The organism is Microbulbifer flavimaris, from assembly GCF_001641755.2.
GTDB classification, from domain to species: Bacteria; Pseudomonadota; Gammaproteobacteria; order Pseudomonadales; family Cellvibrionaceae; genus Microbulbifer; species Microbulbifer flavimaris.
In genome coordinates, this window is sequence record NZ_LRFG02000007.1 from 84,269 (window position 1) to 106,911 (window position 22,643).

A 22,643-nucleotide genomic window follows, 5' to 3' on the forward strand; every position below is an offset into this window, starting at 1 on the left:
CCTTACTTAGCAGCTTTCTTGCGGGTCTTCGCTGGCTTCTCATCGGGAATTTCGTCACCGATAACTTCGCCTTTGAAGATCCAGACCTTGATACCGATGATGCCGTAAGTGGTCATCGCTTCAGTGTGGGCGTAGTCGATGTTGGCACGCAGGGTGTGCAGAGGCACACGACCTTCGCGGTACCATTCGGTGCGGGCAATTTCTGCACCACCGAGACGACCACTCACCTGAATCTTGATACCTTCGGCACCCTGGCGCATTGCGTTCTGTACCGCGCGCTTCATGGCGCGACGGAACATCACACGACGCTCCAGCTGCTGGGCTACGTTCTGGCCAACCAGCGCAGCGTCCAGATCCGGCTTGCGCACTTCTTCGATGTCGATGTGCACAGGCACACCCATCTGAGCGCTGACTTCATTGCGCAGACGCTCAACGTCTTCGCCTTTTTTACCGATCACGATGCCCGGGCGAGCGGTGTGAATAGTCACACGCGCAGTGTTAGCCGGACGCTCGATCTCGATACGGCTCACGGAAGCGTGGGCCAGTTTCTTGCGAATGTAATCGCGAACTTTCAGATCCGTGTACAGCTTGTCTGCGTACTCGTCGCTGCCGGCATACCAAACAGAGGTATGCTTTTTAACGATACCCAGACGAATGCCGGTAGGATGTACTTTTTGTCCCATGGTTTTCTCGCCTGCTCTCTTATTTCTCGGCCACTTTCACAGTGATGTGACAAGTACGCTTAAGAATACGATCAGCACGACCCTTGGCACGCGGTTTAATGCGCTTCATGGTCATACCTTCATCTACGAAAATCGTAGACACCTTCAGCTCGTCAACGTCTGCACCATCGTTGTGCTCGGCGTTGGCAATGGCCGACTCCAGAACCTTCTTGACGATCGCCGCACCCTTCTTCTGGCTGAAAGCCAGGATGTCCAGGGCTTCCTCGACACCTTTGCCGCGAATCTGATCAGCTACCAGACGCGCCTTTTGCGCCGACAGACGAGCGCCGCGTAATTTTGCTGCTACTTCCATCGTTATAACCTCGGCTTAGCGCTTCTTCGCTTTCTTGTCCGCAGCGTGACCGCGGTAAGTGCGGGTAGCGGCGAACTCGCCCAGCTTGTGGCCAACCATTTCTTCGTTGACCAGGACGGGCACGTGTTGACGACCGTTGTGTACGGCAATCGTCAGACCCACCATTTCCGGCATAACCATGGAACGGCGGGACCAGGTTTTAATCGGTCGACGATCATTGGCTGCAATCGCCGCCTCCACCTTCTTGATCAAATGCAGATCAATAAAGGGACCTTTCTTCAATGAGCGTGGCACTGTCGATTCCTCTCTAGCTGCTCAGACGACGCGCGGCTTATTTGCCGCGACGACGTACAATCATTTTATCGGTGCGCTTGTTCTTGCGCGTCTTCTTACCCTTGGTCGGGACGCCCCACGGTGTTACCGGGTGACGGCCACCAGAGGTACGACCTTCACCACCACCATGCGGGTGATCGACCGGGTTCATCGCCACACCGCGAACGGTAGGACGAACGCCGCGCCAGCGCTTGGCACCAGCTTTACCCAGCTTACGCAGGCTGTGCTCGGAGTTGCTCACTTCACCCAGGGTGGCGCGGCACTCGGACAGAACCTTGCGCATTTCGCCGGAACGCAGACGAATGGTCGCGTACTGACCTTCGCGCGCTACCAGCTGTACAGAGGCACCGGCAGAACGAGCCAGCTGGGCACCTTTACCCGGCTTCAGCTCAATACCGTGAATCACGGCACCGACCGGAATGTTGCGCAGCGGCAGGGTGTTACCCACGCTGATCGGCGCAGCATCACCGGACTGTACGGTTGCACCAGCCTTCAGGCCCTTCGGTGCAATGATGTAGCGACGCTCACCATCTGCGTAGCAGATCAGGGCGATGTGCGCGCTGCGGTTGGGATCGTACTCCAGGCGCTCAACTTTGGCGGGAATACCGTCTTTGTTGCGCTTGAAGTCGACAACGCGGTAGTGCTGCTTGTGACCACCGCCAACGTGACGAGTGGTGATGCGGCCCGCGTTGTTACGACCACCAGATTTGCTCTTGCTCTCTACCAGAGGCGCGTAAGGCGCACCCTTGTGCAGGTCGGGGTTAACAACCTTGACCAGGTGGCGACGGCCGGCAGAGGTCGGTTTACTCTTTACAATCGGCATTGCAACTTTCCCCTTTACTCAGCAGCTTCAAAATTGATGTCGCTGCCTTCGGCCAGGCGAACGTAGGCTTTTTTCCAATCATTGCGCTGGCCCATGCCGTAGCGGGTGCGCTTGGTCTTGCCTTTGACGTTCACGGTGCGAACCTGCTCAACGGAAACGTTGAACAGCTTTTCTACCGCAGCCTTGATCTCAGCTTTGGTGGCGTCGGTGGTGACCTTGAAAACGACCTGATTGGCGGCATCCGCCAATACAGCAGCCTTTTCGGAAATTACCGGGCCCAGCAGTACTTTGTAGAGTCGCTCTTGGTTCATCCCAGCACCTCTTCAATTTTCTTGAGTGCAGAAACGGTAACCACGACCTTGTCGAAGCGGATCAGGCTTACCGGATCGATGCCCTGCACATCACGAACGTCGATCTTGTGCAGGTTGCGTGCGGCCAGGTAGAGGTTCTCGCTCACTTCTTCAGTGATGATCAGCGCGTCGGCCAGATCAAACTGTGCCAGCTTGCTAACCAGCTGCTTGGTCTTGGGCGCGTCGACATCAAAGGACTCAACTACAACCAGACGCTCCTGACGAGCCAGCTCGGACAGGATGCAACGCAGTGCAGCGCGGTACATCTTCTTGTTCAGCTTGAGGCTGTGATCACGCGGCTCAGCGGCAAAGGTCACGCCACCGGAACGCCACAGCGGGCTGCGGATGGTACCAGCACGGGCACGACCAGTACCCTTCTGACGCCAGGGCTTCTTGCCGCCACCGGAAACGTCAGAACGATTCTTCTGGGCCTTGGTACCCTGACGGGATCCGGCCATGTAGGCCACAACCGCCTGGTGTACCAGGTCCTGGTTAAACTCACGTCCGAAAGTCACTTCAGAGACAGCTACAGTGCCTTTAGCGCCTTCGGGAGTAGCGATATTCAGTTCCATATCTATTTCCCCTCAGACTTAGGCTTTAACTGCCAGACGAACGATCACATCACCACCTGGAGCACCGGGTACAGCACCCTTGACCAGGAGCAGATTGCGCTCGGCGTCCACACGAACCACTTCGAGGTTCTGCACGGTTACACGCTCGGCACCCATGTGGCCGGCCATCTTCTTGCCTTTCCACACGCGGCCAGGAGTCTGGCACTGACCGATAGAACCGGGAGCGCGGTGAGACAGGGAGTTACCGTGGGTAGCGTCTTGCATGCTGAAGTTCCAGCGCTTAATACCGCCCTGGAAACCTTTACCCTTGGAAGTGCCGGTTACGTCGATCATCTGACCAGCTTCAAAGCCGGAGACAGTGATTTCAGAACCGATTTCGAAAGCCTCGTCAGAACCGTCAGTGCGCAGCTCAAAGAGACGAGTGCCGGCCTCAGTGTTGGCCTTGGCGAAGTGGCCCGCTTGGGGCTTGGAGACACGGGAAGCCTTACGGTTACCAACAGCTACCTGAACTGCTGAATACCCATCGGTTTCCACGGTTTTCACCTGGGTGACACGATTCGGGGCTACCTCAATAACGGTAACCGGAATGGAAGCGCCATCCTCAGTGAAGATGCGAGTCATGCCGCTCTTGCGGCCGACAATACCTATAGTCATCGTATTAACCTCTCAGTGCACGGGGCTTTAACCCACTGCGGCCGCCCAGTTTCAGAGCGTTACACTACCCAGACCTTTTTCGCCCGGGATTCGGTAGTTAATTTAAAGTGTTAGCCGAGACTGATCTGAACCTCAACACCGGCCGCCAGATCGAGCTTCATCAGCGCGTCGACGGTTTTCTCGGTGGGCTCAACGATGTCCAGCAAACGCTTGTGAGTACGGATCTCATACTGATCGCGCGCGTCTTTGTTGACGTGCGGGGAAACCAGCACGGTGTACTTCTCTTTGCGAGTCGGCAGCGGAATGGGACCGCGAACCTGCGCACCAGTGCGCTTGGCCGTCTCTACGATCTCCTGAGTAGACGTATCGATCAGCTTGTGATCAAACGCCTTCAGGCGAATTCGGATTCGTTGACCCTGCATGGAATCAAACTCCAACTTAATAACTAAAGAACGTCCTTTTACGCAGCCCCGAGGGCGGGCGAAAAGGAGCGCGAATTCTACGGGCGATTCCCGGGTGTGTCAACTCCCCTGCCGACCTGATTACTCGGCGGGCCCGCGACGCGAAACTACACTCTCCTCATAGAGGCAAATGATGAGGGCGCACACCATGACTATTGCATCAACAGTCAGTCAGTTTCTCGATGACCACTCGGTCTCGTACCGCGTCATCCCCCACGCACACAGCGCCACCAGCCGGGAGTCCGCGCACGCCGCCAATGTACGCGAGGATAGAGTGGCGAAGGCGATCCTGCTCCGGGACAACCAGGGACTGGTCATGGCCGTCATACCGGCCAGCGGCAGCCTCGACCTGCGCGCCGTCCACGATGAGACAGGGCGCAACCAGCTGGAAATGGTGCCGGAGAGTGATCTCGGCAAGACCTTCCCGGACTGCGAACTCGGCGCGCTGCCACCACTGGGACAGGCCTACGGAATCAGTACCCTGCTGGATTCCAGCTTCGGCCACTGCGATACGGTGTATTTCGAGTCCGGCGACCACGAGGGCCTTGTCGCCATGGACGGCCGGGATTTTGACCAACTTTACCAGGGCAGTCATCGCTGCGACATCAGCAAAGACTGGCCGTGATTTACCAGCCTGCAAGCTAGCAGCCGGGGCTTTGCCGGGAAATAAAAAAGCCGCAGCGTTTCCGCTGCGGCTTTCTTCAGATCAGGAGTAGAGAAATTACTCGATGATCTTGGCTACAACGCCGGCGCCAACGGTGCGGCCGCCTTCGCGGATGGCGAAGCGCAGGCCTTCTTCCATGGCGATCGGAGCGATCAGTTCGACTTTCATCTGAACGTTGTCGCCCGGCATTACCATTTCGGTGCCTTCTGGCAGCTCAACAGCACCAGTCACGTCAGTAGTACGGAAGTAGAACTGCGGACGGTAGCCCTTGAAGAACGGGGTGTGACGACCACCTTCGTCCTTGGACAGTACGTAAACTTCCGCCTCGAACTTGGTGTGCGGAGTGATGGAACCCGGCTTGGCCAGAACCTGACCACGCTCTACTTCGTCACGCTTGGTGCCACGCAGCAGGGCGCCGATGTTCTCACCAGCACGACCTTCGTCCAGCAGCTTGCGGAACATTTCCACACCGGTACAGGTAGTGGTGGTGGTGTCCTTCATACCAACGATTTCGATTTCGTCGCCGGTCTTGATGATGCCACGCTCTACACGGCCGGTTACCACGGTACCGCGACCAGAGATGGAGAATACGTCTTCGATCGGCATCAGGAACGGCTGGTCTACCGCGCGCTCCGGCTCCGGAATGTACTCGTCCAGGGTCTCAACCAGCTTCTTGACAGCGGTGGTACCCATCTCGTTGTCGTCTTCACCGTTCAGGGCCATCAGCGCGGAACCGGTGATGATCGGGGTGTCGTCGCCCGGGAAGTCGTACTGGTCCAGAAGCTCGCGAACTTCCATTTCAACCAGCTCGAGCAGCTCTTCGTCGTCGACCATGTCGGCCTTGTTCAGGAATACCACGATGTACGGTACACCTACCTGACGGGACAGCAGGATGTGCTCGCGAGTCTGCGGCATGGGGCCGTCAGCAGCGGAACATACCAGGATAGCGCCGTCCATCTGGGCAGCACCGGTGATCATGTTCTTCACGTAGTCGGCGTGGCCCGGGCAGTCAACGTGCGCGTAGTGACGGGTCGGGGACTCGTACTCAACGTGGGAGGTAGCGATGGTGATACCGCGCTCACGCTCTTCCGGTGCGTTGTCGATACCGGCGAACTCTACCGCAGCACCGCCCCATACTTCTGAACATACGCGAGTCAGCGCAGCGGTCAGGGTGGTTTTACCGTGGTCAACGTGACCGATGGTGCCCACGTTTACGTGGGGCTTGGAACGTTCAAACTTTTCTTTTCCCATTTTCAGGATCCTCTAACTAAAAAGTTTTAAAGATGCTAAAGCTTAAGCTTTGGTTTTCGCGATGATCTCATCGGCAACGTTTTTAGGCGCTTCCGCGTACTTCAGGAACTCCATGGAGTAAGTGGCGCGGCCCTGAGTGGCAGAGCGCAGGTCGGTTGCGTAACCGAACATTTCCGCCAGCGGCACTTCCGCGTTGACCACCTTGCCGGAGGAGCTTTCCTCCATGCCCTGAATCAGGCCGCGACGACGGTTGAGGTCACCAACCACGTCACCCATGTTTTCTTCCGGAGTTACCACTTCCACCTTCATCATCGGCTCAAGCAGTACTGCACCGCCCTTCTGGGCCAGCTGCTTGGTCGCCATGGAGGCGGCAATCTTGAACGCCATCTCGTTGGAGTCAACGTCGTGGAAGGAACCGTCGTACAGAGTGGCTTTCAGGCCCAGCAGCGGGTAGCCCGCCAGTACACCGTTCTGCATCTGCTCTTCGATACCCTTCTGTACCGCCGGGATGTATTCCTTCGGTACCACACCGCCAACGATTTCGTTGACGAATTCCAGGCCTTCCTCGGACTCGTCCTCACCCGGCTCAAAGCGAACCCAGACGTGACCGTACTGACCGCGACCACCGGACTGACGAACGAACTTGCCTTCGATCTCAGTGGTGTTACGGATGGTTTCACGATAGGCCACCTGCGGCTTACCGATATTGGCCTCAACGTTAAACTCACGACGCATACGGTCGACGATGATATCCAGGTGCAGCTCACCCATACCGGAGATGATGGTCTGGCCGGTCTCTTCGTCGGTCTTCACGCGGAAGGAGGGGTCTTCCTGGGCCAGCTTGCCCAGTGCCACACCCATTTTCTCCTGGTCCGGCTTGGACTTCGGCTCCACCGCAACGGAAATTACCGGCTCCGGGAACTCCATGCGCTCGAGTACGATCTTCGCGTCTTCGGCACACAGGGTGTCACCAGTGGTGACGTCCTTCAGGCCAATCGCAGCGGCGATGTCACCAGCCAGCACTTCCTTGATTTCTTTACGGTCGTTGGAGTGCATCTGCACCATACGGCCGACACGCTCTTTCTTCATCTTCACGGAGTTGTAAACCGCGGTGCCGCTTTCCAGCTTACCGGAGTACACACGGAAGAAAGTCAAAGTACCAACGAAGGGATCGGTGGCAATTTTGAAAGCCAGCGCGGAGAACGGTGCGTTGTCGTCAGCCGGACGAGTCTCAACGGTTTCACCGTCTTCCAGGGTACCTTCGATCTCGCGAACTTCGGTCGGTGCCGGCAGGTATTCTATAACCGCGTCCAGCATCGCCTGTACGCCCTTGTTCTTGAACGCAGAGCCGCCAAGAACCGGTACGATTTCGTTAGCCAGGGTACGCTGACGAATGGCTGCCTTGATTTCCTCTTCGGAAAGCTCGCCTTCTTCCAGGTACTTCTCCATCAGCTCTTCGCTGGCCTCAGCGGCCGCCTCGACCAGGAACTCGTGCATTTCGTCGCACACGTCCTTGATGTCGTCGGGGATCTCCGCGTAGTCGAAGGTCATACCCATGTCATCTTCGTTCCACAGGATGGCCTTCATCTTGACCAGGTCGACGACACCCTTGAAGTTGTCCTCAGAACCGATGGTCATCTGCAGAGGTACCGCGTTGGCATTCAGGCGGGTCTTCAGCTGGTCGACGACCATTTTGAAGTCCGCACCGGCGCGGTCCATCTTGTTGACGAAAACCATACGCGGCACTTCGTACTTGTTGGCCTGACGCCATACGGTCTCGGTTTGCGGCTGCACACCGGAGGAACCACACAGTACAACAACGGCACCGTCGAGAACTCGCAGGGAGCGCTCTACTTCGATGGTGAAGTCAACGTGTCCGGGAGTGTCAATGATGTTTACACGGTGCTGCGGGAACTGCTGCTGCATACCGGCCCAGAAACAGGTGGTAGCGGCAGAAGTAATGGTGATACCACGCTCCTGCTCCTGCTCCATCCAGTCCATGGTTGCGGCGCCTTCGTGCACCTCACCAATCTTGTGGGACAGGCCGGTGTAGAAGAGTACGCGCTCGGTCGTCGTGGTCTTACCGGCATCTACGTGGGCGCAGATACCGATATTGCGATAGCGTTCGATAGGCGTTTTACGTGCCACAGTTGTATCCTCGATATAACGGCAAAAGGCAGCCATGGAATCAAGCCCAAGCTGCCTTTCGGTATTAATGTCTCACGCTGTTTTTCAGCACTTTGAAAAAAGTCATGAGGCTTAGAAGCGGTAGTGAGAGAACGCCTTGTTGGCTTCCGCCATACGGTGCACGTCTTCACGCTTCTTGACCGCGCCGCCCTTGTTCTGGGAAGCGTCGATCATTTCGTTGGCCAGGCGCTGGGCCATGGACTTTTCACCGCGCTTGCGGGAAAACTCCACCAACCAACGCATTGCCAGCGCCATGCGGCGGGAGGGACGCACTTCTACCGGCACCTGGTAAGTCGCACCACCAACACGGCGGGACTTCACTTCCACCATAGGTGCGATATTTTCCAGGGACTCTTCGAAAACTTCGATGGGGTCTTTGTTAAGCTTTTCTGAAACCATATCCAGGGCACCGTAGACGATGCTCTCTGCAACTGATTTCTTGCCGCTGATCATGACATGGTTCATGAACTTGGCCAGGGTGACATTCCCGAACTTAGGATCGGGCAGTACTTCGCGTTTAGCGACTACTCGTCTTCTTGGCATTGTAATTGCCTCTCTTCAGGGTTGCTCTGAGACGCCGCCGTACTAATACAAACCGGCGAGCTCAGCCTTACTCCGGTTGGAAACCGAAACGCATTGGGTCAAATAAGGGCGAAACCTTACTTGGGTCGCTTGGCGCCGTACTTGGAACGGCCCTGCTTGCGATCGTTTACGCCGGCACAGTCCAGTGCACCGCGTACAGTGTGGTAGCGCACACCCGGCAGGTCTTTAACACGACCGCCGCGAATCAGCACCACGCTGTGCTCCTGCAGGTTGTGACCCTCACCACCGATGTACGAAGTTACTTCGTAGCCGTTGGTCAGGCGTACACGGCAAACCTTACGCAGTGCAGAGTTCGGCTTTTTCGGTGTAGTGGTGTACACACGAGTGCAAACTCCACGGCGCTGCGGGCTGGCCTGCAGAGCGGGAACGTCGCTTTTTTCGACTTTGCGTTTTCTCGGCTTACGAACCAACTGGTTGATCGTTGCCATTAAAAATCACTCCAAAAATAAAACGCCCCCACCTCTTAGCAGTGAGGGCCAGTCGTCAGTGTATGCTGACCGGGCACGCAATCGCGCTCGCCGGACGGCACACCCCACATAAGCGGGGGCCGCATTCTATAGGCGGTTACCCCGCGAGTCAATCGGCAGATTTGTGAGCACTCACTTATGCCGCTGACCCCTGTTGATGCCCTGCCGCGAGGGACAGGGCCACCAGGCTGGCGGGGCTCTCACCCCGCCACCGGGATTACTCCCCGGAAGACTTCAGCGCCTCGGTGAGAGCCGCTTCCACTTCCGCCGCAGACGGTCCTTCGGCATAGCCTTCGGTCATCTGCAGGCTGCGCTTGCGCTTGCGCTCGGTGTGGTGCGCCAGGCCGGTACCGGCCGGGATCAGGCGACCCACCACAACGTTTTCCTTCAGGCCGCGCAGGTTGTCTTCCTTGCCGGTCACCGCTGCCTCGGTCAATACGCGGGTGGTCTCCTGGAAGGAGGCCGCGGACAGGAAGGACTCGGTAGCCAGGGACGCCTTGGTAATACCCAGCAACAGACGCTCGAACTGAGCGGGCTGCTTGCTCTCGGCGCGCAGGCGTTCGTTCTCTTCGATGACCCGCTGGTACTCCACCTGGTCGCCTTTGATGAACTCGGAATCGCCCATCTCCAGGATCTCTACCTTGCGCAGCATCTGACGCACGATCACCTCGATGTGCTTGTCATTGATGCCAACACCCTGCAGGCGGTAAACCTCCTGGATCTCATTAGTAATATAGCGCGCCAGTTCCTCCACGCCTTTCAGGCGCAGGATGTCGTGCGGGTTGGACGGACCATCGGAGATGACTTCGCCCTTCTCCACCGTTTCACCTTCGAACACGGTCAGCTGACGGTGCTTCGGAATCAATACCTCGTAGTGATCCTTGCCGTTCGGCAGCGGTTTACCATCCTGCGGAGTAATCTGCAGGCGAACCTTGCCTTTGGTTTCCTTACCGAAGGAAACGGTACCGGAGATTTCCGCCAGGATGGACGGCTCCTTCGGCTTACGCGCTTCAAACAGGTCGGCAACCCGCGGCAGACCACCGGTGATGTCCTTGGTACCGCCGGATTCCTGCGGAATACGGGCAATAACGTCACCAACATTGACCTTGTCGCCATCTTTCAGGCTCAGGATCGCGCGTGGCGGCAGTGCGTAGTGCGCCGGCGCATTGCTGTTGGCCAGGGTCAGCTCTTCACCGTTCTCGTCCACCAGGGTCACGGCCGGACGCAGGTCCTTACCAGCGGACGGACGCTCGGCCGGGTCAATCACCTCGATAGAGGAAAGGCCGGTAATTTCGTCAGTCTGCTTACGGATAGACAGCCCGTCTTCCATGCCGGACAGCTTCACCCAACCGGCCACCTCGGTGATGATCGGGTGCGTGTGCGGATCCCACTTGGCAACGATCTGCCCGGCATCAACCTCGGCACCTTCATGGACGCTGATGTTGGCGCCGTAGGGCAGCTTGTAACGCTCGCGCTCGCGGCCGGCGCTGTCGGCCAGTGCCAGCTCACCGGAGCGGGAAACCGCGACCAGCGTTTTGTTGGCCGCTTCGACCACTTTCACGTTGTGCAGGCGTACGGTACCGCCCTGCTTCACCTGAATGCTGTCCGCAGCGGAAGCGCGGCTCGCCGCACCACCGATGTGGAAGGTCCGCATGGTCAGCTGGGTGCCCGGCTCACCGATGGACTGTGCGGCAACAACGCCAACAGACTCACCGGAATTGGCGCGGTGGCCGCGGGCCAGGTCACGGCCGTAACACTGAGAACAGATGCCGTGAGCGGTCTCACAGGTAATCGGAGAGCGTACCAGCACCTCGTCGATACCCATGGTTTCGATGCGCTCGACCCACTTCTCATCGATCATGGTGCCCGCCGGTACAGCGATCTCGTCGCTACCCGGCTTGGTCACATCGCGGGCCACGACACGGCCGAGGATGCGGTCACCCAGGGACTCGATGACGTCGCCGCCCTCGATCACAGGCGCCATGGTCAGGCCGCTGTCGGTGCCACAGTCCACCTCGGTAATCACCACGTCCTGCGCAACGTCTACCAGACGCCGGGTCAGGTAACCGGAGTTCGCAGTCTTCAGGGCGGTATCCGCCAGACCCTTACGGGCACCGTGAGTGGAGATGAAGTACTGCAGTACGCTCAGCCCTTCACGGAAGTTCGCGGTAATCGCGTTCTCGATAATGGAGCCATCCGGACGGGCCATCAGGCCACGCATACCGGCCAGCTGACGGATCTGCGCCTCGCTACCCCGGGCGCCGGAGTCGGCGTACATATATACAGAGTTGAAGGAGTCCTGCTCGGTCTCCTTGCCCTCGCGATCGACAACCGGCTCTTTCTTGATGCCGGCCATCATCGCCTGGGTGACTTTGTCGTTGGTGCGGGACCAGACGTCGATCACCTTGTTGTATTTCTCACCGGCAGTTACCAGACCGGAAGCAAACTGGCTCTCGATCTCCTTCACTTCGTCTTCCGCAGCAGCAATCAGCTCAGCCTTGGCCGCCGGGATCTCGAAGTCGTTCACACCGATGGAGGAGCCGGACTTGGTGGAGAAGTCGAAACCGGTATACATCAGCTGGTCAGCAAAGATAACGGTCGCCTTCAGGCCCACCTTGCGGTAACACTCGTTGAGGATGCGCGAGATGGCCTTCTTCTTCATCGGCTGGTTGACCAGCTCGAACGGGAGGCCGTCAGGCACGATATTCCACAGCAGCGCGCGGCCGACAGTGGTGTCCTGCAGCGTGATGCTCTCGTGCTTCTCACCGTCTTCACCGACGATCACTTCGCGGATGCGAACCTTGATCTTCGCCTGCAGGCCTACCTGACCGGCGTAGAAAGCGCGACTCACTTCCTTCACGTCGGAGAAGGCCATGCCTTCACCCTTGTCGTTTACACGCTCGCGGGTCATCCAGTACAGGCCCAGCACCACGTCCTGGGACGGCACGATGATCGGCTCACCGTTGGCGGGCGACAGGATGTTGTTAGTGGACATCATCAGCGCGCGGGATTCCAGCTGCGCCTCAATGGTCAGCGGCACGTGTACCGCCATCTGGTCACCGTCGAAGTCGGCGTTGTACGCCGCACATACCAGCGGGTGCAGCTGGATCGCCTTACCTTCAATCAGTACCGGCTCAAATGCCTGGATACCCAGACGGTGCAGCGTCGGGGCACGGTTCAGCAGTACTGGGTGCTCACGGATCACCTCATCGAGGATATCCCACACCACCGCTTCTTCGCGCTCGACCATTTTCTTGGCCGCCTTGATGGTGGTGGCCAGGCCACGGGATTCGAGCTTGCCGAAAATAAACGGCTTGAACAGTTCCAGAGCCATTTTCTTGGGCAGGCCGCACTGGTGCAGGCGCAGGGTCGGGCCAACCACAATTACGGAACGGCCGGAGTAGTCGACACGCTTACCCAGCAGGTTCTGACGGAAGCGGCCCTGCTTACCCTTGATCATGTCAGCCAGGGACTTCAGCGGGCGCTTGTTGGAACCGGTAATGGCGCGGCCGCGACGGCCGTTATCCAGCAGCGCGTCCACAGACTCCTGCAGCATGCGCTTTTCGTTGCGCACGATGATGTCCGGCGCGTTCAGCTCCAGCAGGCGCTTCAAACGGTTGTTGCGGTTGATCACACGACGGTACAGATCATTCAGGTCGGAGGTCGCAAAGCGGCCACCGTCCAGCGGTACCAGCGGGCGCAGGTCCGGCGGCAGCACCGGCAGTGCCTGCATGATCATCCACTCCGGGTTGTTACCGGACTTGTAGAAGGCTTCCAGCAGCTTGAGGCGCTTGGACAGCTTCTTGATCTTGGTCTCGGAGTTGGTCGCCGGAATCTCTTCACGCAAGCGCTGGATCTCGGACGGCAGGTCGATGTCGTGCATCAGTTCCTGGATCGCCTCGGCACCCATCTTGGCTTCGAACTCGTCGGCGAACTCTTCCATCGCCTCGAAGTACTGCTCGTCGTTCAGCAGCTGTCCGCGCTCCAGGGTGGTCATACCCGGATCGGTCACCACGTAGGATTCGAAGTACAGAACCCGCTCGATATCACGCAGGGTCATATCCAGCAGCAGGCCGATACGGGACGGCAGCGACTTCAGGAACCAGATATGGGCAACCGGGCTCGCCAGCTCAATGTGGCCCATGCGCTCGCGGCGCACCTTGGCCTTGGTCACTTCCACACCGCACTTCTCACAGATGATGCCGCGGTGCTTCATGCGCTTGTACTTGCCGCACAGACACTCATAGTCCTTCACCGGACCGAAGATCTTGGCGCAGAACAGACCTTCACGCTCGGGCTTGAAGGTACGGTAGTTGATGGTCTCCGGCTTTTTGACTTCGCCATAGGACCAGGAACGGATCATGTCCGGGGACGCCAGGCCGATACGGATGGCGTCAAACTCTTCCAGCTGCTCCTGGGCTTTCACCAGGTTTAACAAATCTTTCAAGGCCTTTCCTCCAGTTGAGGTAGTCAACCCGGCCTCGGCCGGGCCAGCCAGCAGTCCCGCTTACCCCTGGGACTGCCGACATTCAATCACTATCGCCTTTGACAGGCGCTCACACCGCTACGGGTCTCAGTCGTGCTCCAGCTCGAAGTTCATGCCGAGCGCACGGATTTCCTTGACCAGTACGTTGAAGGATTCCGGCATGCCGGGCTCCATGCGGTGGTCGGAGTCCACGATGTTCTTGTACATCTTGGTCCGGCCTTCCACGTCATCGGACTTGACCGTGAGCATTTCCTGCAGGGTGTAGGCGGCACCGTATGCCTCCAGCGCCCAGACCTCCATCTCACCGAAGCGCTGACCACCGAACTGCGCCTTACCACCCAGCGGCTGCTGGGTAACCAGGCTGTAGGAACCGGTAGAACGCGCGTGCATCTTGTCGTCTACCAGGTGGTTCAGCTTCAGCATGTACATGTAGCCGACTGTTACCGGACGCTCGAAGGCATCGCCGGTACGACCGTCGTACAGGGTGATCTGACCGGAGTCAGGCACGTCCGCCAGACGCAGCAGCTTCTTGATCTCGCCCTCGTCGGCACCGTCGAAGACCGGTGTCGCCATCGGTACACCGCGGCGCAGGTTCTCTGACATCGCCAGTACTTCCTGGTCGGAAAGCTCGTTCAGATCTTCAACACGGCCACCGGTGGAGTTGTACACCTCACCGAGGAATCCGCGAATCTTCTCCGCTTCCTGCTTTTCCTTGACCATGCGATCGATCTTCACACCCAGGCCTTTCGCGGCCATACCCAGGTGCATCTCCAGAACCTGACCCACGTTCATACGGGAGGGAACACCCAGCGGGTTCAGGACGATGTCGACCGGCTCGCCGTTCTCATCGTACGGCATGTCCTCGACCGGCTTGATCACGGAGATCACACCCTTGTTACCGTGGCGACCGGCCATCTTGTCACCCGGCTGGATGCGACGCTTGATCGCCAGGTAAACCTTGACGATTTTCAGCACGCCCGGCGCCAGGTCGTCGCCGGATTCCAGTTTCTTCTTCTTGTCTTCAAACTGCTCATCGAGCAGCTTGCGACGCTCTTTGAGCTGCGCCTCGGCTTTCTCGAGCTGCTCGTTCAGGCTCTCTTCGGCCATGCGCAGCTTGAACCAGTCTTCACGCGGCAGGTTTTCCAGAACCTCTGCGGTCAGCTGATCGCCTTTCTTGACGCCCTTGCCGCCGGCCACTTTCTGGCCTTCCAGAGCTGACTGCAGACGCTCGAAGGTAGCCGCTTCGACGATGCGGTATTCCTCGTTCAGGTCCTTACGCACCTGATCCAGCTGGGCCTTCTCGATATCCAGGGAGCGCTGGTCTTTCTGCAGACCATCGCGGGTAAATACCTGCACATCGATCACGGTGCCCCGCGTACCGCTGGGTGCACGCAGGGAGGTGTCCTTCACGTCAGACGCCTTCTCTCCGAAGATGGCACGCAGCAGTTTTTCTTCCGGTGTCAGCTGGGCTTCACCTTTCGGTGTCACCTTACCAACCAGGATGTCGCCGGCACCCACTTCAGCACCGATGTAGACGATGCCGGACTCATCCAGCTTGTTCAGCGCGGACTCGCCCACGTTGGGGATATCCGCGGTAATTTCCTCACTGCCCAGCTTGGTGTCACGGGCAATACAGGTCAGCTCCTGAATGTGGATGGTGGTGAAACGATCTTCCTCCACCACGCGTTCGGAGATAAGGATGGAATCCTCAAAGTTGTAGCCGTTCCAGGGCATGAACGCGATGCGCATGTTCTGGCCCAGGGCCAGCTCACCCAGATCCACGGACGGGCCGTCGGCCAGAATGTCACCGCGGGCAACCACGTCACCAGTATTCACGATCGGGCGCTGGTTGATGCAGGTGTTCTGGTTGGAGCGGGTGTACTTGGTCAGGCTGTACAGATCCACACCGGCATCACCGGCTTCCACTTCGTCGTCGTGTACACGCACAACAACGCGGCTTGCGTCGACGCGCTCGATTACACCGCCGCGACGGGCAACCACACAGACACCGGAGTCACGCGCAACGGTGCGCTCCATACCGGTACCGACCAGCGGCTTCTCTGCGCGCAGGGTCGGGACTGCCTGACGCTGCATGTTCGAGCCCATCAGGGCGCGGTTGGCGTCATCGTGCTCGAGGAACGGAATCATCGCCGCAGCCACGGAGACCACCTGCTTGGCAGACACATCCATGTACTGGATTTCCGCCGGCGGCTTCAGGCTGAATTCGTTCTTGTAACGCACGCTCACCAGCTCGTCGGTGAAGCGATTTTCCTCGTCCATGGCCGCAGAGGCCTGGGCGATCACGTAGTTGGCCTCGTTGATCGCGGACAGGTATTCCACTTCGTCGGTCGCCTTGCCATCCACCACCTTGCGGTAAGGACTTTCGAGGAAGCCGTAGTGGTTGGCGCGGGAGTAGGTTGCCAGGGAGTTGATCAGGCCGATGTTCGGACCTTCCGGCGTTTCGATCGGACACACGCGGCCATAGTGGGTCGGGTGAACGTCGCGGACCTCGAAGCCGGCGCGCTCACGGGTCAGGCCGCCCGGGCCGAGTGCAGAAACGCGACGCTTGTGGGTAACTTCCGACAGCGGGTTGTTCTGGTCCATAAACTGGGACAGCTGCGAGGAGCCGAAGAACTCCTTCACCGCAGCGGCCACCGGCTTGGCATTGATCAGGTCCTGCGGCATCAGGCCTTCGGACTCAGCCATGGACAGGCGCTCTTTCACGGCGCGCTCAACACGAACCAGGCCTACGCGGAACTGGTTTTCGGCCATTTCACCCACGGAACGCACACGACGGTTACCCAGGTGGTCGATGTCATCGACCATGCCGTTACCGTTACGGATTTCCACCAGCGTCTTCAGGACATCGACGATGTCCTCTTTGCTCAGGGTGCCAGGACCGGTTTCGTCTTCGCGGCCGAGACGGCGGTTGAACTTCATGCGACCGACTGCGGACAGGTCGTAACGCTCGTCGGTGAAGAACAGGTTTTCGAACAGGGACTCGGCAGACTCTTTTGTCGGCGGCTCGCCCGGGCGCATCATGCGGTAGATTTCTACCAGTGCCTCGAGCTGGGTGCGCGACGGCTCGGAGCGCAGTGTATCGGAGATGAACGGACCGCGGTCGAGATCGTTGGTGTACAGGGTCTCGATCTGCTTCACGTTCAGTGCGCGCAACTTGCCGATCACCTCTTCGGTGATCTCGGCATTACACTCGACCGCCACCTCACCGGTGGACTCGTCGATGACATCGTGAGCAAGAACGCGGCCGTGGAGGTAGTCCAGCGGTGCATCCAGGCGATCGATGCCGGCTTTCTCCAGCTGGCGGATATGACGCGGGGTGATACGACGACCCTCCTCGACGACCACCTTGCCCTTGCCATCCTTGATGTCAAAAGACGCAACGTCACCACGCAGGCGGGACGGAATCAGCTCCAGGCTGACAGCATCGTCGTGCAGCTCGAACTTGCTGGTATCGAAGAACATGTCCAGCATTTCTTCGGAGCTGTAGCCCAGGGCGCGCAGCAGAATAGTCGCCGGCAGCTTGCGACGACGGTCGATACGTACGTAAACGAGATCCTTCGGGTCAAACTCGAAGTCCAGCCAGGAACCGCGGTAAGGAATCACGCGGGCGGCGTAGAGCAGCTTACCGGAAGAGTGAGTCTTGCCCTTGTCGTGATCGAAGAACACACCCGGGGAACGGTGCAACTGGGAGACGATCACGCGCTCGGTACCGTTGATAACGAAGGTACCGTTTTCAGTCATGAGCGGGATTTCGCCCATGTAGACTTCCTGCTCCTTGATGTCCTTGATGGACTTATTGGCAGATTCTTTATCGTAAATGATCAGGCGTACGCGCACGCGCAGCGGGCAGGCATAGGTTACCCCTCGCAGCGTACATTCCTGCACATCAAACGCGGGCTTACCCAGCGTGTAACTTACGAACTCCAGCGCGGCATTGCCGGAGTAGCTAACAATCGGAAATACGGACTTAAACGCCGCTTGCAGTCCGACATCCAGTCTGTCGTCAGGGCGAGAATCGGCCTGTGTAAATTTGCGATAAGAATCCAGCTGTATCGCAAGCAGGAAAGGCACGTCCATGACCTTTGGCAGTTTGCCAAAATCCTTGCGGATGCGTTTTTTCTCAGTGTATGAGTAAGCCATTCATATTCCCCAGCTTGATCAGTGACAAGACTTCAATGGAATCCCGGCCGGCTCACCGGCGGTGCGGGATTCGCCCGGGTGAGAAGTCTCTGAACAGTGCAGCGCGCTACACTGATCGGAAACCTCTCCCTATCCGACGCTTTTCAGTCGCGCTCGGAGTAAGTTAAGGTGTAATCGCTGCCCCAGCGGCCCGTACCGGACCTTACTGGCGTCAAAAACACCTCTGCCGCAAACGGCAAAAAGGCCGGCGGACAGATGCCCACCAGCCTTGCCGTTACCGGCGACCCAGGGCCACCGGCAACGGTATCTCGCAACAACCGAATTACTTCAGTTCTACAGTTGCGCCAGCTTCTTCCAGCTGCTTCTTGGCCTCTTCGGCTTCGTCCTTGCTCACGCCTTCCTTCAGCGGAGCCGGAGCGCCGTCTACCAGCGCCTTGGCTTCTTTCAGGCCCAGGCCGGTGATGCCGCGAACAGCCTTGATCACGTTTACTTTCTTGTCGCCGGCAGAAGCCAGGATTACGTCGAACTCGTCCTTTTCTTCAGCAGCAGCTTCGCCGCCAGCCGGGCCGGCCATTACAGCAGCAGCTGCAGTTACGCCGAACTTCTCTTCCATTGCCTCGATCAGCTCGACAACGTCCTTAACGGACATTTCAGCAACAGCATTGATGATATCTTCTTTAGTCAGAGACATGAGTCAGTACCTGATTTGGTTGAGCAGTTGCCTGCTCGTGTATTCATTTAAAAAGTCAGTGAAAACTGCGGTTTCGCGTCAGCGAAACAATCAGGCAGCTTCCTGCTCTTTCTGGTCGCGAACGGCCGCAATGGTGCGGACCAGCTTGCCAGCAGATGCTTCTTTCATAACGCTCATCAGCTTGGCGATCGCCTCGTCGTACGTCGGCAGGCTTGCCAACAGTGCGATGTCGGTGACCGCGCCTTCGAAGGCGGCACCTTTCAGTTCCAGCTTGTCGTTTTCCTTGGCGAACTTGCTCAGGATGCGCGCACCGGCACCCGGATGTTCGTTGGAGAAAGCGATAAGACTGGGACCTACGAAGTTCTCGGTGAGACATTCGTATTCGGTTCCCGCCAGAGCGCGACGCGCCAGAGTATTGCGGACGACTTTCATCCAAACGCCGTTCTCGCGAGCCTCTTTGCGCAGGGCAGTCATGTCATTCACGGTTACGCCACGGGAATCCGCAACAACCGCAGACAGAGCACCCTCAGCAGCCTGCTGGACTTCTGCGACAATTGCTTTCTTGTCTTCGAGTCCAATAGCCATAGTGTCACTCCTGGATTTGAAAAAAGACCGGCGCTAATGCCCCGATCCGTTCCGGTGCTTACAGCTCAAATCCAGCAAAAAATACTGGTTTGGGCGACACCGTCTGCGTAGGCTCAAGGCGAGACCGAAACCTCACCTCAAATTAAGTCGCTCGAGCCGGTTTCCCGGCCGTCGCGTCGCCTACGGTCTTTGACGGCCCGCGCCTGCGCGCGGACCCCAAAGTTCGTTTCCGCTGGACGGGATTACTTGATGTCCAGGGAGGCCTGGTCGATGGTCAGACCCGGGCCCATAGTAGTGCTCAGGGTAACCTTCTTCAGGTATACGCCTTTCGCGGAAGCCGGCTTGGCCTTTTTCAGGTCAGCAATCAGGGCTTCCAGGTTTTCTTTCAGCGCTTTCGCGTCGAAGCTCACCTTGCCGATACCACCGTGGATGATGCCGCCCTTGTCAGCGCGGAAACGCACCTGACCAGCCTTGGCATTCTTGACGGCAGTGGCGACGTCCGGAGTCACGGTACCGGTCTTCGGGTTCGGCATCAGGCCGCGCGGACCGAGGATCTGACCCAGCTGACCGACAACGCGCATGGCGTCGGGAGAGGCGATAACCACGTCGAAGTCCATCTTGCCGGCTTTAACGTCGGCAGCCAGTTCATCCATACCTACCAGGTCGGCGCCAGCTTCTTTGGCGGCATCGGCGTTGGCACCCTGGGTGAAAACGGCAACGCGCACTTCTTTACCAGTGCCGTGCGGCAGGGTGGTCGCACCACGGACAGCCTGATCGGATTTACGCGGATCAATGCCCAGGTTTACGGACGCGTCGACAGTCTCGGGGAACTTGACGTTGGACAGCTCTTTCAGCAGTGCTACGGCGTCATCGAAACCGTAAGCCTTGCCAGCTTCTACTTTTTCAGCGATTGCGCGCTGACGCTTGCTCAGTTTGGCCACTTACACGCCCTCCACTTCGATACCAGCGCTGCGTGCGGAACCGGCGATTGTGCGCACGGCCGCGTCCATGTCGGATGCAGTCAGGTCAGGCATTTTGGTGGTGGCGATCTCCTCCAGCTGAGCGCGGGTCACTTTGCCCACTTTCTCAGTGTTCGGACGACCGGAACCGCTCTTGATCTTGGCAGCCTTGCGCAGCAGTACTGCGGCAGGCGGAGTCTTCATGATGAAGGTGAAGGAGCGATCACTGTATACAGAGATCACTACCGGAACCGGCAGACCCGGCTCCATACCCTGAGTCTGTGCGTTGAACGCCTTACAGAACTCCATGATGTTCACACCGTGCTGACCCAGCGCGGGACCAACGGGCGGACTCGGGTTTGCTTGGCCGGCGGCCACTTGCAGCTTGATATAAGCTTCTATCTTCTTAGCCATGACAGCTTCCTCTAAGTTTGGGTGTTAGCGCCTGCGCTGCACAGCCACAAGGCCACAGCGCTCAGCTCCCCTCTCACCCTGAAATGACTGCTCGGGCAGCATCTTTCAGGGACGCGAAAGCCCTCCCCTACCATAGGCAGGAGAGGGCCAAATCCTTCAGCTTTCGATCAGGTCTTCTCGACCTGGCCGAACTCCAGCTCAACCGGCGTGGAACGACCAAAGATCAACACCGCCACCCGCAGGCGACTTTTCTCGTAATTGACCTCTTCCACCACGCCATTGAAATCATTAAACGGACCATCGATGACCCGAACCATCTCGCCGGGCTCGAACAGAGTCTTCGGCTTGGGCTTATCGACAGAATCGTCGATGCGATTCAGAATCGCCTGGGCCTCGCGATCGGTGATCGGGGCAGGCTTGTCGGCCTTACCACCGATAAAGCCAAGCACACGTGGCGTCTCCTTCACCAGGTGCCAGGTATCGTCATTGAGCTCCATCTCAACCAGCACGTAGCCGGGGAAGAACTTCCGCTCGCTCTTGCGCTTCTGGCCAGCGCGCATCTCCACAACCTCTTCGGTCGGCACCAGGACATCACCGAAAAGATGGTCCATTTCGTGCAGCTCGATGCGCTCCTTCAGGGAGGACGCGACGCGCTTCTCATAGCCGGAATAGGCCTGAACTACGTACCAATGCTTAGACATGCGTCATCCTTCAGCCGATGATCTTGGAAGCCACCCATCCGAGGGCAGAATCCAGCGCCCACAGAATCAGCGCCATAATCAGTACGAAAACCACCACGATTGCAGTAGTCTGGGTCGCCTCCTGGCGCGTCGGCCAGACGACGCGACGGACCTCGGTCTGCGCCTCACGCAGAAGAGTCCACAGGGCATTACCCTTCGCGGTATTGACCGCCACCACCAGCGCAACGAGACACAGGGCCACAATCGCCAGCACACGGTACAAAAGGGGGAATTCGGCGTAGTAGGAGTTACCCGCCACGGCAGCACCGACCAGCAGAACCACCAGCAGCCACTTCAGGCCGTCAAGACGAAAGGTTTTCGCCTCTACTTTAGCATTCATACAAAGAAGCCCTTAGCGCTTACAAACACAAACCCTAACGCTTATTAGAGGCTTGTGACGCCCTCAGGCATTTGTCATGACGGGGCGATTACGAAATTGGCAGGCCAGGAGGGACTCGAACCCCCAACAGCCGGTTTTGGAGACCGGTGCTCTACCAATTGAACTACTGGCCTAGAAACACTCACAGGCGCCTGCACACCTGAAAAACGAGGGGGCGGATCTTAGCACTCTGCCCACTCTTTGGCAAAGCCGGCCCGACAGGAAACTGCCGGGCCAACCTCGAGATCAGCGATTACTCGACGATCTTGGCAACAACGCCGGCGCCAACGGTACGGCCACCTTCGCGGATGGCGAAGCGCAGGCCTTCTTCCATGGCGATCGGGGCGATCAGGGTAACGCTCATCTGAACGTTGTCGCCCGGCATTACCATTTCAGTACCTTCCGGCAACTGGACGTCACCAGTCACGTCAGTGGTACGGAAGTAGAACTGCGGACGGTAGCCCTTGAAGAACGGGGTGTGACGACCACCTTCGTCCTTGGACAGTACATACACTTCCGCCTCGAACTTGGTGTGCGGAGTGATGGAGCCCGGCTGAGCCAGAACCTGGCCACGCTCTACTTCGTCACGCTTGGTGCCACGCAGCAGGGCGCCGATGTTCTCACCAGCGCGACCTTCGTCCAGCAGCTTGCGGAACATTTCCACGCCGGTACAAGTAGTCTTGGTGGTGTCCTTGATGCCGACGATCTCGATCTCGTCACCAGTCTTCAGCACGCCACGCTCTACACGGCCGGTTACCACGGTACCGCGACCAGAGATGGAGAATACGTCTTCGATCGGCATCAGGAACGGCTGGTCTACCGCGCGCT

The 22,643-nt window shown here is 58.3% G+C and carries 22 protein-coding genes and 1 tRNA gene; 1 reads left to right on the forward strand and 22 read right to left on the reverse strand.

Annotated elements, in window-relative coordinates; translation table 11 throughout:
• Nucleotides 1-2: 2 nt before the first annotated feature.
• From rpsC to rpsJ, 8 genes are all read right to left on the reverse strand, one after another.
• Nucleotides 3-683, reverse strand: a complete 681-nt coding sequence (gene rpsC / locus AWR36_RS15245; protein WP_067087037.1) for a 30S ribosomal protein S3 — start codon at nucleotides 681-683, stop codon at nucleotides 3-5.
• 19 nt (nucleotides 684-702) lie between these two features.
• Nucleotides 703-1,035 (reverse strand): 50S ribosomal protein L22, encoded by a 333-nt coding sequence (gene rplV, locus AWR36_RS15250; RefSeq protein ID WP_067087040.1) that lies wholly within the window; start codon nucleotides 1,033-1,035, stop codon nucleotides 703-705.
• 15 nt (nucleotides 1,036-1,050) lie between these two features.
• Nucleotides 1,051-1,329, reverse strand: a complete 279-nt coding sequence (gene rpsS / locus AWR36_RS15255; RefSeq protein ID WP_067087044.1) for a 30S ribosomal protein S19 — start codon at nucleotides 1,327-1,329, stop codon at nucleotides 1,051-1,053.
• Between the two features lie 37 nt (nucleotides 1,330-1,366).
• The gene (rplB, locus tag AWR36_RS15260) at nucleotides 1,367-2,191 is read right to left on the reverse strand and encodes a 50S ribosomal protein L2 (RefSeq protein WP_067087048.1); all 825 of its coding nucleotides are present in this window, start codon (nucleotides 2,189-2,191) and stop codon (nucleotides 1,367-1,369) included.
• 14 nt (nucleotides 2,192-2,205) lie between these two features.
• Nucleotides 2,206-2,502, reverse strand: a complete 297-nt coding sequence (gene rplW / locus AWR36_RS15265; protein WP_067087051.1) for a 50S ribosomal protein L23 — start codon at nucleotides 2,500-2,502, stop codon at nucleotides 2,206-2,208.
• Nucleotides 2,499-3,113, reverse strand: coding sequence for a 50S ribosomal protein L4 (gene rplD, locus AWR36_RS15270; protein ID WP_067087055.1), 615 nt, complete (start codon nucleotides 3,111-3,113; stop codon nucleotides 2,499-2,501). The genes rplW and rplD overlap by 4 nt, the downstream gene beginning before the upstream one ends.
• Nucleotides 3,114-3,131: 18 nt before the next feature.
• Nucleotides 3,132-3,767 carry a 50S ribosomal protein L3 gene (gene rplC, locus AWR36_RS15275; protein ID WP_067087058.1) on the reverse strand — a complete coding sequence of 212 codons (636 nt, stop codon included), beginning with the start codon at nucleotides 3,765-3,767 and terminating at the stop codon, nucleotides 3,132-3,134.
• A 110-nt stretch (nucleotides 3,768-3,877) separates the two neighbouring features.
• Nucleotides 3,878-4,189 carry a 30S ribosomal protein S10 gene (rpsJ, locus tag AWR36_RS15280; protein ID WP_067087062.1) on the reverse strand — a complete coding sequence of 104 codons (312 nt, stop codon included), beginning with the start codon at nucleotides 4,187-4,189 and terminating at the stop codon, nucleotides 3,878-3,880.
• Between the two features lie 187 nt (nucleotides 4,190-4,376).
• Between rpsJ and AWR36_RS15285 the strand changes: the two genes are divergently transcribed.
• Nucleotides 4,377-4,853: an aminoacyl-tRNA deacylase gene (locus AWR36_RS15285; RefSeq protein ID WP_067087066.1), complete on the forward strand. Its 477-nt coding sequence runs from the start codon at nucleotides 4,377-4,379 to the stop codon at nucleotides 4,851-4,853.
• Nucleotides 4,854-4,949: 96 nt separating this feature from the next.
• Here the strand turns inward: AWR36_RS15285 and tuf are convergent, their stop codons facing one another.
• The 14 genes from tuf to AWR36_RS15355 all read right to left on the reverse strand — a co-directional run.
• On the reverse strand, nucleotides 4,950-6,143 hold the full coding sequence (gene tuf, locus AWR36_RS15290) for an elongation factor Tu (protein ID WP_067087069.1): 1,194 nt from the start codon (nucleotides 6,141-6,143) through the stop codon (nucleotides 4,950-4,952).
• A 42-nt stretch (nucleotides 6,144-6,185) separates the two neighbouring features.
• Nucleotides 6,186-8,291, reverse strand: coding sequence for an elongation factor G (gene fusA, locus AWR36_RS15295; protein ID WP_067087126.1), 2,106 nt, complete (start codon nucleotides 8,289-8,291; stop codon nucleotides 6,186-6,188).
• Nucleotides 8,292-8,402: 111 nt separating this feature from the next.
• Nucleotides 8,403-8,873, reverse strand: a complete 471-nt coding sequence (gene rpsG, locus AWR36_RS15300) for a 30S ribosomal protein S7 (RefSeq protein WP_067087073.1) — start codon at nucleotides 8,871-8,873, stop codon at nucleotides 8,403-8,405.
• 116 nt (nucleotides 8,874-8,989) lie between these two features.
• Nucleotides 8,990-9,361, reverse strand: coding sequence for a 30S ribosomal protein S12 (gene rpsL, locus AWR36_RS15305; protein WP_067087076.1), 372 nt, complete (start codon nucleotides 9,359-9,361; stop codon nucleotides 8,990-8,992).
• Between the two features lie 256 nt (nucleotides 9,362-9,617).
• Nucleotides 9,618-13,847, reverse strand: coding sequence for a DNA-directed RNA polymerase subunit beta' (rpoC, locus tag AWR36_RS15310; protein WP_067087079.1), 4,230 nt, complete (start codon nucleotides 13,845-13,847; stop codon nucleotides 9,618-9,620).
• 126 nt (nucleotides 13,848-13,973) lie between these two features.
• Nucleotides 13,974-18,047: a DNA-directed RNA polymerase subunit beta gene (gene rpoB, locus AWR36_RS15315; protein ID WP_067087082.1), complete on the reverse strand. Its 4,074-nt coding sequence runs from the start codon at nucleotides 18,045-18,047 to the stop codon at nucleotides 13,974-13,976.
• A gap of 322 nt (nucleotides 18,048-18,369) precedes the next feature.
• Complete coding sequence (rplL, locus tag AWR36_RS15320; protein WP_067087085.1) at nucleotides 18,370-18,738, reverse strand: 50S ribosomal protein L7/L12; 369 nt, start codon at nucleotides 18,736-18,738, stop codon at nucleotides 18,370-18,372.
• 90 nt (nucleotides 18,739-18,828) lie between these two features.
• The gene (gene rplJ, locus AWR36_RS15325) at nucleotides 18,829-19,323 is read right to left on the reverse strand and encodes a 50S ribosomal protein L10 (protein WP_067087089.1); all 495 of its coding nucleotides are present in this window, start codon (nucleotides 19,321-19,323) and stop codon (nucleotides 18,829-18,831) included.
• 242 nt (nucleotides 19,324-19,565) lie between these two features.
• The gene (gene rplA, locus AWR36_RS15330; RefSeq protein WP_067087093.1) at nucleotides 19,566-20,264 is read right to left on the reverse strand and encodes a 50S ribosomal protein L1; all 699 of its coding nucleotides are present in this window, start codon (nucleotides 20,262-20,264) and stop codon (nucleotides 19,566-19,568) included.
• Nucleotides 20,265-20,696: a 50S ribosomal protein L11 gene (gene rplK, locus AWR36_RS15335; RefSeq protein ID WP_067087097.1), complete on the reverse strand. Its 432-nt coding sequence runs from the start codon at nucleotides 20,694-20,696 to the stop codon at nucleotides 20,265-20,267.
• Nucleotides 20,697-20,863: 167 nt separating this feature from the next.
• Nucleotides 20,864-21,397: a transcription termination/antitermination protein NusG gene (gene nusG, locus AWR36_RS15340; RefSeq protein ID WP_067087100.1), complete on the reverse strand. Its 534-nt coding sequence runs from the start codon at nucleotides 21,395-21,397 to the stop codon at nucleotides 20,864-20,866.
• 10 nt (nucleotides 21,398-21,407) lie between these two features.
• The gene (gene secE, locus AWR36_RS15345) at nucleotides 21,408-21,776 is read right to left on the reverse strand and encodes a preprotein translocase subunit SecE (protein WP_067087105.1); all 369 of its coding nucleotides are present in this window, start codon (nucleotides 21,774-21,776) and stop codon (nucleotides 21,408-21,410) included.
• Between the two features lie 97 nt (nucleotides 21,777-21,873).
• Nucleotides 21,874-21,949: transfer RNA gene (locus tag AWR36_RS15350), tRNA-Trp, on the reverse strand.
• A 119-nt stretch (nucleotides 21,950-22,068) separates the two neighbouring features.
• A partial coding sequence (locus AWR36_RS15355) for an EF-Tu C-terminal domain-related protein (RefSeq protein ID WP_255353988.1) occupies nucleotides 22,069-22,643 on the reverse strand: 575 nt, incomplete at its 5' end.